Annotated in this window: 12 protein-coding genes, 1 rRNA gene and 2 pseudogenes; 12 read left to right on the plus strand and 3 right to left on the minus strand. The window is 40.2% G+C overall.

The window, feature by feature from the left end:
- The first annotated feature begins 61 nt into the window (after positions 1 to 61).
- Positions 62 to 250: a hypothetical protein gene (locus tag KSO91_RS13025; protein WP_238743435.1), complete on the plus strand. Its 189-nt coding sequence runs from the start codon at positions 62 to 64 to the stop codon at positions 248 to 250.
- Between the two features lie 19 nt (positions 251 to 269).
- On the opposite strand, the gene cyaY is transcribed toward KSO91_RS13025, so the two are convergent.
- Positions 270 to 584: an iron donor protein CyaY gene (gene cyaY, locus KSO91_RS13030; protein ID WP_238743436.1), complete on the minus strand. Its 315-nt coding sequence runs from the start codon at positions 582 to 584 to the stop codon at positions 270 to 272.
- Positions 585 to 720: 136 nt separating this feature from the next.
- Here cyaY and lptM point away from each other — a divergent pair, with 136 nt between their 5' ends.
- The 6 genes from lptM to uvrD all read left to right on the plus strand — a co-directional run bounded on the left by lptM (position 721) and on the right by uvrD (position 7287).
- Positions 721 to 900 carry an LPS translocon maturation chaperone LptM gene (lptM, locus tag KSO91_RS17775; protein WP_338049771.1) on the plus strand — a complete coding sequence of 60 codons (180 nt, stop codon included), beginning with the start codon at positions 721 to 723 and terminating at the stop codon, positions 898 to 900.
- Between the two features lie 99 nt (positions 901 to 999).
- Positions 1000 to 2262: a diaminopimelate decarboxylase gene (gene lysA, locus KSO91_RS13040; protein WP_238743437.1), complete on the plus strand. Its 1263-nt coding sequence runs from the start codon at positions 1000 to 1002 to the stop codon at positions 2260 to 2262.
- Between the two features lie 59 nt (positions 2263 to 2321).
- The gene (gene dapF / locus KSO91_RS13045; protein WP_238743438.1) at positions 2322 to 3149 is read left to right on the plus strand and encodes a diaminopimelate epimerase; all 828 of its coding nucleotides are present in this window, start codon (positions 2322 to 2324) and stop codon (positions 3147 to 3149) included.
- 92 nt (positions 3150 to 3241) lie between these two features.
- Entirely contained in the window at positions 3242 to 4141 is a 900-nt protein-coding gene (xerC, locus tag KSO91_RS13050) for a tyrosine recombinase XerC (protein ID WP_238743439.1), read from the plus strand.
- A gap of 23 nt (positions 4142 to 4164) precedes the next feature.
- Positions 4165 to 4872 (plus strand): HAD-IA family hydrolase, encoded by a 708-nt coding sequence (locus KSO91_RS13055; RefSeq protein WP_238743440.1) that lies wholly within the window; start codon positions 4165 to 4167, stop codon positions 4870 to 4872.
- Between the two features lie 243 nt (positions 4873 to 5115).
- Entirely contained in the window at positions 5116 to 7287 is a 2172-nt protein-coding gene (gene uvrD, locus KSO91_RS13060; protein ID WP_238743441.1) for a DNA helicase II, read from the plus strand.
- A gap of 282 nt (positions 7288 to 7569) precedes the next feature.
- Here uvrD and KSO91_RS13065 read toward each other — a convergent pair.
- Positions 7570 to 7809: pseudogene (locus KSO91_RS13065) on the minus strand (EAL domain-containing protein); the annotation flags it as partial.
- A gap of 39 nt (positions 7810 to 7848) precedes the next feature.
- Here KSO91_RS13065 and KSO91_RS13070 point away from each other — a divergent pair.
- From KSO91_RS13070 to hslU, 5 genes and pseudogenes are all read left to right on the plus strand, one after another.
- A pseudogene (locus KSO91_RS13070) lies at positions 7849 to 8177 on the plus strand (ISAs1 family transposase); the annotation flags it as partial.
- 126 nt (positions 8178 to 8303) lie between these two features.
- Entirely contained in the window at positions 8304 to 10052 is a 1749-nt protein-coding gene (argS, locus tag KSO91_RS13075) for an arginine--tRNA ligase (RefSeq protein WP_238743442.1), read from the plus strand.
- Positions 10053 to 10054: 2 nt separating this feature from the next.
- Positions 10055 to 10594: an SPOR domain-containing protein gene (locus tag KSO91_RS13080; RefSeq protein ID WP_238743443.1), complete on the plus strand. Its 540-nt coding sequence runs from the start codon at positions 10055 to 10057 to the stop codon at positions 10592 to 10594.
- Between the two features lie 153 nt (positions 10595 to 10747).
- Positions 10748 to 11299 (plus strand): ATP-dependent protease subunit HslV, encoded by a 552-nt coding sequence (gene hslV / locus KSO91_RS13085; RefSeq protein ID WP_238743444.1) that lies wholly within the window; start codon positions 10748 to 10750, stop codon positions 11297 to 11299.
- Between the two features lie 11 nt (positions 11300 to 11310).
- Positions 11311 to 12645 carry an ATP-dependent protease ATPase subunit HslU gene (gene hslU, locus KSO91_RS13090; RefSeq protein WP_238743445.1) on the plus strand — a complete coding sequence of 445 codons (1335 nt, stop codon included), beginning with the start codon at positions 11311 to 11313 and terminating at the stop codon, positions 12643 to 12645.
- Positions 12646 to 13297: 652 nt separating this feature from the next.
- On the opposite strand, the gene rrf is transcribed toward hslU, so the two are convergent.
- A 5S ribosomal RNA gene (gene rrf / locus KSO91_RS13095) occupies positions 13298 to 13413 on the minus strand.
- Positions 13414 to 13697: the final 284 nt, after the last annotated feature.

Below are 13697 nucleotides of genomic sequence, written 5' to 3' on the forward strand. Positions count from 1 at the left end.
GTTCTATATTTATAGTCGTTCTTAGTGAAATAAACTCAATAAGTAACAGGAGATCACTGCCATGAATTACAGCAAAGGAATACTCAGCGAAGTAATAAAAAGCACACTATTGACCTTCGCTTCATTCACACTTTTCGATCTGTTTATCCAAGGCTACAGTAACTATCATAGCTTTATTTTATCTGTTTTTTTAGCTCTTTTTAGTGCCTATTATTTCTTCTTTAAAGACAACGCGACAACGGTTAACTAAAGACCATCTCACAATCTGGTTAATTAAAAACCACCTTTTCATTTGATTGTTTAAAAATAGTGGCAGATAAAAAAACTAAAAAATCATCCCCATTGCGATCATCTATCCACGCGCCCGTTACATAATTATAATGGTGACCACTTTTCGGGGTGGCTAACCAGATTTGATGTAGTGGCTGCTGACGATTAATAATGAGCTTAGTGCGGTTTTCGAATTCTAGAGTTAATAACCCACCATTTTGGTCATAATCTATGTCGACACCTGATTCTTCTATCTTATCTTCAATTTTTTGGTAAAGCATATCTGCTAATTGTTGAAATTCACTATCATTCATATTAGTTGCCCTTTGCTTTTGAACAATGAAATGCGATTATATACGCAAAATACGAAAACTATTTGGAAAAGTACTATTGGGCATCTCCAACTAGCTTGGGTAACACGTGCTAAAAAGTATTAAGCTAGGATAAAACATGAAAAAGATTAAATTATTAACTATATCTCTCCTTTTTTTAAGTTTATTGGTCGGGTGTGGCATGAAAGGGCCTCTTTATCGCGCCCCAGCAACGGCAAACGCAGACGTCAAAAAAGAGATGCCTTCACAACAAGAAAAGTTAAAGACAATTTCTGCACAGGCAACAGAAAGCGAGTGATAGAAAGCACAATGTTTAACTGTTCCCCTAGCTATTAAGCTTATCTATCGCTAGGTTAACAACCCTATTCATGTTTAAGCAAATAAAAAGGATTTAAAATTGGATCATTTTAACTATCAAAATGATGGTCGTCTTTTTGTTGAGGGACTACCTGTCGAGCAAGTCATAGAAAAAGCAGGTACGCCCGCTTACATTTATTCTCGCGCAACCATTGAGCGCCACTGGAACGCTTTTGATCAAGCAGCAGGCGACCATCCTCATCTTATCTGTTATGCCGTAAAAGCAAATTCTAACCTGGGTGTATTAAACCTGATGGCACGTTTAGGATCCGGCTTTGACATCGTTTCCGTCGGCGAGTTATTGCGCGTTATTCAAGCTGGTGGCGACCCCAAGAAAGTGGTTTTCTCTGGTGTAGCTAAAACAGAAGTTGAAATTGCCACTGCTCTGCAAGCTGATATTCACTGTTTTAATATTGAATCTATTTCTGAGTTGTACAGAATAAATTCTGTCGCACAGAGTTTGAATAAAAAAGCGCCAATCTCTATTCGTATTAACCCAAATATTGATGCAGGTACGCATCCTTATATATCCACTGGACTAAAAGAGAATAAATTCGGTATTGAAATAGAGCAAGCATCGACCGTTTACCACCTTGCTAATGAACTTGAGTTTCTTGAAATAAAAGGTGTTGATTGTCATATAGGCTCACAATTAACTGAAATTGCACCTTTCCTAGAAGCGTTAGATAAATTATTAGCGTTAATAGATCAACTCGAAGAGCAGGGTATTACTATCTCCCACCTTGATCTTGGCGGCGGTCTAGGTGTGCCTTACAATAAGGAAACACCACCAGAACCTGCTCAATATATGGCTGCTATTATCAATAAAATGGGATCACGGAAACTGAAACTAATTTTTGAACCCGGCCGAGCAATTATGGCCAATGCGGGGGTATTAGTGACACGAGTTGAATTCTTAAAGCTTAACGACCATAAAAACTTTGCCATTGTCGATGCGGCGATGAACGATTTAATTCGTCCAGCACTGTACAGTGCTTGGCAAAATATTATTCCACTAAATAATACCTTTACCGATTCAGAGACGCGTCCACTGCGTACCTATGATATTGTCGGCCCGGTTTGTGAGACGGGTGATTTTTTAGGTAAAGATCGTCAACTCGCTTTGGCTGAGGGTGATTATCTGATGGTACGTAGTGCCGGTGCCTATGGTTCGTCAATGAGCTCAAACTATAACTCTCGTTGTCGTCCAGTCGAAGTGATGGTTGATGGTGAAAAAGCTTTCGTTGTTCGAGAGCGAGAAGAGCATCGAGATCTGTGGCGTGGTGAACATATTTTACCTTAAAGCGACGGTTATTTGTGCCCACAAGCATTTGCTCGGCGATCAATCAACAACGAGAAATCATGAATATTCAATTTTCAAAAATGCACGGTTTAGGCAATGACTTTATGGTCATTGATAACGTCACGCAAAATGTTTTCCTTTCTAAAGATGCAATTAGCCGTTTAGCCGATCGTAACTTTGGTATCGGATTTGATCAGTTATTAATGATTGAACCGCCTTATGATCCTGAGTTGGATTTCCATTATCGTATTTTTAATGCCGATGGCAGTGAAGTTGAACAATGTGGTAATGGTGCGCGTTGCTTTGCACTTTTTGTAAAAATGAAAGGGTTAACCCAAAAACGCGTTATTAACGTCAGCACCGCGAAAGGTAAAATCCAACTTAAAATAGAGTCAGATGGTAATATTACTGTGGATATGGGTAAACCTATTCTCGAACCCTCCAAAATTCCTTTTACTGCTAAAAAAGAAGAAAAGACCTATATTTTACGAGTCAATGATCACACGGTAATGTGTGGTGCCGTTTCCATGGGCAATCCACATTGTGTGGTACTGGTTGATGATATTGATACCGCGCCAGTCGAAACATTGGGACCTTTATTGGAAAACCACGAACGTTTTCCTAATAAAGTCAATGTCGGATTCTTAGAGGTTAAACGGCGCGATTACGCTCGTTTACGTGTCTGGGAGCGTGGTGTTGGAGAAACCCTTGCTTGTGGTACAGGGGCTTGTGCTGCTGCAGTTATTGGTCAGTTACAAGATAAACTTGATACCCATTGCACTATCGCTTTGCCCGGTGGCGAGTTACGCTTTTTCTGGCAACCAGGACAAAGTGTTCGAATGACAGGCCCTGCGAAATTTGTTTTTGATGGGCAAATTCAGATTTAATAATTAGGTTATCAGTAAAAACATCATTGCCCATTATTTGTTAGGTGAAATGATGTTTTTTATTATTAGCTGAGTAACCGTTGAGTAAAATAATGAGTTTTTTACAACCTGCTATTGATAGTTACTTAAGCCATATAGCGAGCCAACGCGGTTTAAGCCCTGTTACCATTAAAAATTACCAACGCAATTTGGCTGAATTTATAGTCCTGTTAAGACAACATCAGATAAATAACTGGTGTGATCTCGACAGCCATACAGTGCGCTTAATGGTTAAGCAGCTTCATCAAAAAGGGATCAAAGCACGCTCGATTGCGACTAAACTTTCGGCATTACGCTCTTTTTTAAGCCACTTAGTACAATTTGAACAGTTAACTCATAACCCCGCCAAAGGCATTTCAGCTCCCAAATTAGATAAACCACTTCCCAAAAATATCTCTGTAGATGAAATGTTTCAGCTACTTGATATTAAGGAAAAGGATCCATTGAGTGTACGCGATCAATGTATGATGGAGTTAATGTATTCATCTGGGTTAAGGGTTAGTGAGTTAGTGGGCATTAACTTACCTGATCTAAAACTATCTCAACAAGAGGTGATGGTGACAGGCAAAGGCAGTAAACAGCGGTTGTTACCTATCACGCTTAGAGCAGCAAATACTATTAAGCTATGGATAAAAATACGCGATGATTTTTGTTTACCCGGTGAACAGGCACTCTTTTTATCAAAACAAAAACATCGAATATCGGTACGCAGTGTGCAAGATCGTATGGAAAAATGGGGGTTAAAACAGGCCTTACCAAGCCATATTAATCCACATAAATTACGCCACTCATTTGCCACACACATGTTAGAGTCGAGCGGTAACTTACGCGCGGTACAAACTTTATTAGGACATGCAGATTTAGCCACAACACAGATTTACACACATCTTGATTTTCAGCATTTAGCTGAAGTTTATGATCAAGCTCATCCGCGAGCTAAGCGGAAAAAATAAGACTTACGTTTCGGAATTTTATTATGAAATATTACCGCCCCATTAAACCTTTTAAAGCGATCAGTTTTGATCTTGATGATACCTTGTATGATAACCACCCTATTATTAAAAAAGCAGAAGATAACATTCTGATACACCTTAATAATACCTATCCTGAACTTGCTGAGTTAACACAAAAGCAATGGTTGTTATACCGAGATCTTATTGTAAAAGAGTTTCCAGAAGTGAGACACGATGTGTCTTTATGGCGCATTAAAACACTAACTCGTATTATGACAATTTACGGTATTCCACAATTTAAAGCGATCGCCTATGCTAATGCTGCCTTTGATCAATTTATAGCACTACGCAGTGATTTTGTGGTCCCACAACAAAGTATTGATCTGCTCGAAAAACTGGCACACTCCTACCCGGTTATCGCTATTACCAATGGCAATGTGGATGAATTTAAAATCCAGCTGCAAGATAAATTCCAATTTATTTTAAAAGCGGGCAATGGTTTTAAATCCAAACCACAAGGCGATCTCTTTATCGAAGCCGCCCAACGCTTAAATATTGAGGTAAGTGATATTTTGCACGTTGGAGATCACTTGCTAAGTGATGTTTATGGTGCACAAAATAACGGTGCACAAGCGGTGTGGTTTAATCCCAATCAACAATCTTTAAGCGGCGCGCGGTTATTACCCTCAGTTGAAATTAGCTCATTAGAGCAGCTCTATAATATTGTCTAGTTTGTGGAAATTGAGATTTCCGAATTATTTCGCTACAGACGAAAAAAAAGGGCTATATTGCAATACTTAAAAAGGGAATGACCCTTTCCTTTACGCCTGCCAATAAAGGATTAACGCAGTTAATCTCGCGAAATATCCTCATGTTGCGTATTGCTCTAACATCCGAGCAAAACTGTGAATTTGCATCTTCAAGTAGTTTGGGTATAGTTATCAATTACTGACTAAATAAACAGGTGCTTTAGGATGGATGTTTCTTACTTAATCGATGGTTTAAATGACCACCAACGCGCAGCCGTTTCAGCTCCAGAGCAGAATATGCTTGTTTTAGCGGGTGCTGGAAGCGGTAAAACCCGTGTTTTAACCCATCGTATCGCTTGGTTAATGCAAGTTGAACATATTCCTACCTACGGCATTTTAGCGGTTACTTTTACCAACAAAGCAGCCAAAGAGATGCGTGGCCGTATCGCTGATATATGCCCTCAACATATTGGTGGCATGTGGATAGGTACATTCCACGGTATCGCCCATCGTTTATTACGCCTACATCACCAAGACGCCAATCTGCCAGAGCAGTTTCAAATTATTGACAGCGATGATCAGCAGAAAATGGTTAAACGTATTATCAAAAGCCTTAATCTGGATGAAAAATACTATCCGGCAAAAGAACTGCAGTGGTATATCAACGATAAAAAAGATGAAGGCCTACGCGCTAAACACATCGATCCAGGTTACAGCCTGCAAGAAAAACAACGCCTACAAGTTTATCAAGCTTACGAAGCCGCCTGCCAGCTTGCAGGTTTGGTTGATTTTGCTGAATTATTACTACGCGCTCATGAGTTGTTATTAGAACACCCCGCGTTACTACTGCATTATCAAGAGCGTTTCCGTCATGTGTTAGTGGATGAATTTCAAGATACTAATAAACTGCAATATGCTTGGTTAAACCTACTGACTGATAATAGTAATTATCTAACCATTGTCGGTGATGACGACCAATCAATTTATGGCTGGCGAGGCGCTGATATTGAAAATATTCAACGCTTTTTAAAAGAAAAAATAAATCCTGTTACAGTACGCTTAGAGCAAAACTATCGTTCAACCGGTCATATTCTCAATGCCTCTAACCAGTTAATTAAAAATAACAGCGACCGACTGGGTAAAGAGTTATGGACCAGTGGTGAAGATGGAACGCCGATTGCGATTTATAGTGCCTTTAATGATTATGATGAAGTTCGTTATGTCACTACGCAACTGCAAGCATGGAAAAATAACGCTAAAAAACTTTCGGAATGTGCGATTTTATACCGCAGTAATGCACAATCACGTCTGTTTGAAGAACAGTTAATGGCACAGCAGATCCCGTACCATATTTATGGCGGCCAGCGCTTCTTTGATCGTTTAGAGATAAAAGACAGCGTCGCTTACCTACGTTTAATGAATAATCATCAGGATGATGCGGCTTTTGAGCGCGTTATCAATAAACCCAAACGTAAAATAGGCAATACCACTCTCGATAAAATTCGCCTTTGCGCGCGCGAGCAAGGTTATACCATGTGGCAAGCAAGTTTGTTTTTAATTGAAAATAAACAACTTAGCGCAGGCGCCAAAAGCTCATTAGCAGGATTTATTGAACTCATTAACCGCTTTAAAAGTGAAACATCGGAACTGCCTCTCTTTCAAATCGTCGACCATATTATTGCTCACTCCGGACTGCACGCGATGTTTGAAAGTGAAAAAGGTGAAAAATCAAGGAGCCGCATAGAGAATTTACAAGAGCTGGTTTCTGCCACTAAATCATTTGTTATTCCTGAGGAGGAGGTGGAGATGGATGAGCTGACCGCATTTCTCGCTTATGCAGCCTTAGAATCGGGCGATAATCAAGCCGATGAATTTGAAGATGCGGTACAACTAATGACCATGCATGCAGCAAAAGGACTAGAGTTTCCGCAAGTGTTTATTGTTGGTGTTGAAGAGGGCATGTTTCCTGGGCAACAATCGGCAGATGATCCAACACGTTTGTCGGAGGAACGCCGACTTTGCTACGTTGGAATGACACGCGCAATGCAAAAGCTCACCCTTTGCCATGCCGAAAGCCGTCGCTTATACGGGCAGGAAAAGCATCATAGCCCATCACGCTTTATCGGCGAACTGCCTGAGCAGGATATCGAATATATTCGCCTTAAAACGCAAGTGAGCAGAGTTCAATCCCCCTCTATTAAACAGCCAAGTTTTAAAGGCGAAAGCCAAGACGTGTTAGGGTTTAGACTTGGACAACAGGTCAAACATCCAAAATTTGGAGAAGGCACGATCACGGCGCAGGAAGGTAGTGGCGAAAACAGTCGCTTACAAGTGCATTTTATGGAGGTTGGCAGCAAGTGGTTAATGACCGCTTATGCAAGGTTAGAAAAAGCATAAATCGATGCTGTTTCTCCCACACTTGGGCTGCCAATAGCCCGGCCAATAATGATACAAATGGAATGATATTGAAGGTAGACAAAATAATCACTCAGACCTCCAAATCGTTCCATCATACTGTGCAGGGTCACATCACCTTATTGAGTAGCGACCACTAAATAGGAAGTCCTTCTTCGATGCTGCAGCGGAGCGATAAAAACATAACTGATTTAATTCGTTTTACCCCAATAAAATTTCTTTTTAGGCACTACGTAGATGAAATCGAACGCTATGTTAAATGACTTATTGAGCACAAGCCTCTAATTGGCAGCGTTCATTAAGTACGTCATCCCATGATCTCGGTTTACTAAAATAATAGCCCTGAACCATATTGCAACCCAAGGCTTGCACATGATCAAAGTTATTTTTCGTTTCGATTCCCTCCACAATAACATTCAACTGATAAATTCTAGCAAGTTCATAGATAATATCTAATGCTGGTTTTTCGCCTTCGGGAGTACTTTCTAAATTACAGACAAAAGATCTATCTGATTTTCAAATTTAATAGATTGGAAGACTGTCATGTCATTTATAGAGTACTTTAGAAAACTTGAAGATAAACGTTCACATATTAATAAAAAGCATGAGCTGTTAGACGGCATTTGCAGCTGGCATTCCGGTAGATGATACGATCGCCCGAATAATTAGTTCATTAGAGCCAGAGGCTTTGCTTCAGTGTTTTTTAATTTGGGTAAATGAAATACGGGTGCATACAGAGCTACCCGTTATCGCCTTTAATGGAAAAACGTTACGGCACTCATTTAATGGGGACAGAAAAACAACGTGCCAGCCGATACCGTTGAACAAGGCTTGGTATTGGCTCAAAAAAATCAACAGGGAAGAAAAATGAAAAGGCTTAATGCATTGCCCCCTAGTCTTAACCAGTGATAAACGGTAGAATCTCAGCTTATTTTATACTCAAGTCGTATTTATCTCTGTTTGGGTTATATTGGCTGGTCTCAATTGGTGATTTATCTATGAAAGCGCACATTCAACAACTTCTTGAACAAGCGATTGTTTCTTTACAAACACAAAATATTATTCCCGAAGATATTCAACTTCGTATTGCTATTGATCGTACTAAAGATAAGTCTCATGGTGACTTTGCCAATAACTTAGCGCTGATGTTAGCAAAACCTGCAAAAAAAAATCCTCGCGCGTTAGCTGAGCTGATTGTGGCAAATATCCCGCAATCAGATTTAGTCACTAAAATGGAAATTGCAGGACCTGGATTTATTAACTTTTTTATTAATCCAAACTACCTTGAAAAACAGATTGATAGCGCGTTTTCTGATCCTAAATTAAATATTGAAAACAGCAAAAACCCACAAATAATTGTCGTTGATTATTCTTCACCTAATCTAGCCAAAGAGATGCATGTTGGTCATCTGCGCTCATCTGTTATCGGTGATGCGGTTGCGCGTACCTTAGAATTCCAAGGACACCATCTTATTCGTCAAAATCACGTTGGCGATTGGGGTACACAATTTGGCATGTTGCTCGCCTATATGGAAGAGTTACGCGCTAAAAATGAACCTATTGAAAACAATTTATCTAATCTAGAGATTTTCTATCGTGCTGCTAAAGGGCGTTTTGATGAATCGGAAGACTTTGCCACACGTGCACGTAATTTGGTCGTTGAACTGCAAGGCGGAAATAAAGCCTGTCTAAAACTTTGGGCTGAGTTTAATGAAATCAGCCTGTCACACTGTCAAAAAACATATGACCGATTAGGTGTCAGTCTGACACGTGAAGATGTGCGTGGTGAAAGTACATACAACAAAGATTTAGCCGTTGTGGTGGCAGACTTAGATAAAAAAGGGTTACTACGAGAGAGCCAAGGTGCTAAATGCGTATTTTTAGATAATTTCAAAAATAAAGATGGCCAGCCGTTACCGGTTATTATCCAGAAAAAAGATGGCGGTTTTCTTTATGCCACATCTGACTTAGCAGCGATGCGTTACCGTCAGAATAAACTAAATGCCGATCGTGTTCTTTATTTTGTTGATGCGCGTCAGGGATTACACTTTCAACAAGTATTTGAAGTAGCTCGTTTAGCTGGCTTTGTAAAAGAAACCACCTCCCTTGAACATATGCCCTTTGGCACTGTTATGGGTGAAGATGGACGTCCCTTTAAAACACGCTCAGGTACGGTTGCAAAACTCGCCGATCTATTAACAGAAGCAGAGCTGCGTGCTTATGAGTTAGTAAAAGATAAAAATAAAGAGATGGATGAGCAAACACTTCGGCAAATAGCCTCTGTTGTCGGCATAGCATCGGTTAAATATGCAGATCTTTCAAAAAATCGTACCAGTGATTATACCTTCAGTTTCGATAGTATGTTGAGTTTTGAAGGCAATACTGCACCTTACCTATTATATGCTTATACCCGTGTAGCCAGTATTTTTAATAAAGGCGATATAACAATGGACAGTGTAACCGCTGATATATCATTAACAGAAGAGAAAGAGATAGATCTAGCCAGTAAACTGATACAGTTTAGTGAAGTCATTAATAGTGTCGCAAAACAAGGAATGCCACATTTTTTATGCGCCTACCTATTTGAATTAGCCGGTCTATTTTCAAGTTTTTACGAGGCCTGCCCCATTTTAAACGCTGCAACTGAAAGACAGAAACAGAGTAGACTAAAGCTCTCGGCACTGACAGCTAAAACACTAAAACAAGGTCTTTCTCTACTAGGAATAAACACCTTGGAACGGATGTAATAATGGCAACCACTAACAAACGAAAATCTGTAAAACAGGGTAAAACGAACAAAGGCGCGTCGCGTAACAGGCCTGTTAGCAAACACCAAAAAACAGAAAAAGGATTTCCTTTTTTAGCTCTTTTCGTAGCGCTGTTATTACTCGGTTTTATCGTCTACTTTATTTATTCAGGTGAACCTGCACCAGCCGTTGCAGTGAAAAAAGAGCAACAAAGAAACGAAGAAGTACTTCCTGAAAAACCACAATCACAGTGGGAATATGAAGGATTACTTAAAGACAAAGAGGTATTCGTTGATATCCCTGAAGAGAAAAAGGCAGGCACGCCATATCAAATGCAATGCGGATCTTTCCGTAAGCAAACAGATGCTGAATCATTAAAAGCACAGATAGCATTCCAAGGTTTAAGCAGCCAAGTAAAAAAAACAGGCAATTGGTTTCGTGTTATTTTAGGCCCCTATGACCGTAAACGTGTCGCTGAGAAAGAACGGCATAAATTACAACGGGCTAGAATTAATGGCTGCCAGATCTGGCTATGGCGTTAATTATATTAAAATCAAAAAAGGTAAATTATTTTACCCTTTTTGATTTTAAGTTTAAGGCCCCTTGAAAAGAGAATAATCCCCCCATATATATATTCTACAAACATCTAAAATATTCCGTTCGTTAATTCAACTTCTAAGTTCAAAGGTAATAATATGACTACTATTGTTTCAGTACGTCGCGGTAACCAAGTGGTTGTCGGTGGTGATGGTCAAGTTTCTCTCGGTAATACAGTCATGAAAAGTAACGCTCGCAAAGTGCACCGTTTATATAACGACAAAGTTATCGCTGGTTTTGCCGGTGGAACAGCCGATGCATTTACCTTACTAGAGCGCTTTGAAGCTAAATTACAAGCTCATCAAGGTAACTTAGAGCGTGCGGCAGTTGAACTGGCTAAAGATTGGCGAACCGATAAAATGCTACGTAAACTCGAGGCATTACTTGCCGTTGCTGATGCCAAGCACTCTTATATCATCACCGGAAACGGCGATGTTGTGCAACCTGAAAATGACTTAATCGCAATCGGCTCTGGCGGTAACTTCGCGCAGTCAGCGGCTCTTGCACTATTAGAAAATACAGATTTAGACGCTAAAACCATTGTTGAAAAAGCGCTTACCATTGCTGGTAATATATGTGTATTTACCAATACAAATCAAACAATCGAAACTATTGAATTTGATTTAGATGAATTGAATAGTGATAAATAGGAAATAAATCTATGTCAGATATGACTCCAAAACAGATTGCACATGAACTAGATCGCCATATTATTGGTCAGAACAAAGCAAAACGAGCCGTTGCTATTGCACTTAGAAACCGCTGGCGTCGTATGCAACTTGATGAAGAAATGCGTCAAGAAGTCACCCCTAAAAACATATTAATGATCGGACCAACAGGTGTAGGTAAGACAGAGATAGCGCGACGTTTAGCGCGATTAGCTAATGCGCCTTTTATTAAAGTTGAAGCGACTAAATTTACTGAAGTCGGGTATGTTGGCAAGGAAGTTGAATCAATAGTGCGCGATTTAGTCGACGTGGCAATTAAAATGACCCGAGAACAGGAGATGGAAAAAGTAACACATCTTGCTGAAGATTTAGCAGAAGATAAAATTCTGGATATCCTCATCCCACCGGCTAAAAAAAGTGGAGAATGGGAAACAGAAGAGCCGCAAGAAGGGGTGGCGCGTCAATCGTTTCGTAAAAAACTGCGCGAAGGTAAGCTCGATGATAAAGAAATTGAGCTCGAAGTTGCTGCAGCACAAATCGGTGTTGAGATAATGGCTCCACCGGGAATGGAAGATCTGACTAATCAACTTCAAGGGATGTTCCAAAATTTATCAGGTAAAGGCGAAACCAAAAAACGCAAAATGAAAATTAAGGATGCGTTGAAAGCGTTAGTCGAAACTGAAGCGGCTAAGTTAATTAACCAAGAAGAGCTAAAAGACAAGGCTATTTTTGCCGCTGAAAATAACGGCATAATATTTATCGATGAAATAGATAAAATTTGTAAACGCGGAGACACTTCTGGCCCAGATGTCTCACGTGAAGGTGTACAACGCGATTTACTTCCTTTGATTGAAGGGTCAACAGTTAGCACTAAGCACGGCATGGTGAAAACAGATCATATGTTATTTATCGCATCCGGTGCTTTCCAAGTAGCTAAACCCTCTGATCTTATTCCTGAATTACAAGGCCGCTTGCCGATTCGAGTAGAGTTGGAAGCACTGACCGAGGGAGATCTAGCTCGCATACTTACTGAACCTAAAGCTTCTCTTAGTGAACAATACCAGGCATTACTAGCAACAGAAGGGGTAACCATAGAGTTCACTAAAGACGGGATTGATAAAATAGCCAAATCTGCTTGGCATGTAAATGAAAGAACGGAAAACATTGGAGCTCGCCGTTTACATACACTAATGGAGCGTATTATGGATGAACTTTCTTATGAAGCTTCAGATCGACAAGGTGATAGTATCATTATTGATAAAGCTTATGTTGCAAACGCACTTGATGAGCTTATTGAAAATGAAGATCTAAGTCGTTATATTTTATAATTTCTACAAAAACCAATATAAAATCCGCTACTAATTTAATTGCTAGCGGATTTTTTTTAGCTGCAATAAATAACAAGACTCAGCGAACACATTGCTAAAGCTATACTAGCCCTGCGGCCGACATGCTTTTGTTATCCCCATGTTCGAGTCGGTCTTCGACACAAAGCGCAATAACGAAAAAATCCCCACCCTTCTTTCGAAGGATGGGGATTTATGGTGTTATTTATAAGAAAAAGGGCCGCTTGGCGATGGTCAGGGCTCGCAGAGCTTGTCCGCTCGTGACACTTGCCTACCGGCAAACTCGTCCTACTATCACATGTTTTGCATGCTACTCCTCGGCTGATCTTTATTTCCCATGTTCGAGTAGTCATCGCGTTAAGCGCTTAAACGATAAAACCCCCACCCATCTTTCGAAGGATGGGGGGTTATCGTGTTCTTTATAATAAAGAGGGGCGATTGGCGATGGTCAGGACTCGCAGAGCTCATCCGCTCGTGACACTTGCCTAGCGGCAAACTCGCCCTACTATCACAGGTTTTGCATGCCACTGCGTGGCTGCTCTTTATTTCCCATGTTCGAGTAGTCATCGCGTTAAGCGCTTAAACGAAAAAATCCCTGCTGACATAGTCAACAGGGATTTTCCGTTTATTAGGCGCTTGGCGATGACCTACTCTCACATGGGGAGACCCCACACTACCATCGGCGCGGCTGCGTTTCACTTCTGAGTTCGGAAAGGGATCAGGTGGTACCACAGTGCTATGTTCGCCAAGCAAAAAAGTTAATTAGAAAAGCTGTTTGTTGTTCTTGTTTTATCAGGCAATAATAATTTTTTGTAAAATATGTTTCGCAAGCATATTTTTGTTTTGTCTTGGTTACGTGTAGCGCTACTTAGGTGCCTCTCACAAAATCAAAAAAAAAAACACTTTGATTTGTTGCCGGACACCTAAATGTCGTTGCTACGCAACACCATTTAGGTGTTGTATGGTTAAGCCTCACGGGTAATTAGTACAAGTTAGCTCAATACATTACTGCACTTACACACCTTGCCTATCAA

This window comes from Psychromonas antarctica (genome assembly GCF_022267535.1).
Taxonomy (GTDB): domain Bacteria; phylum Pseudomonadota; class Gammaproteobacteria; order Enterobacterales; family Psychromonadaceae; genus Psychromonas; species Psychromonas antarctica.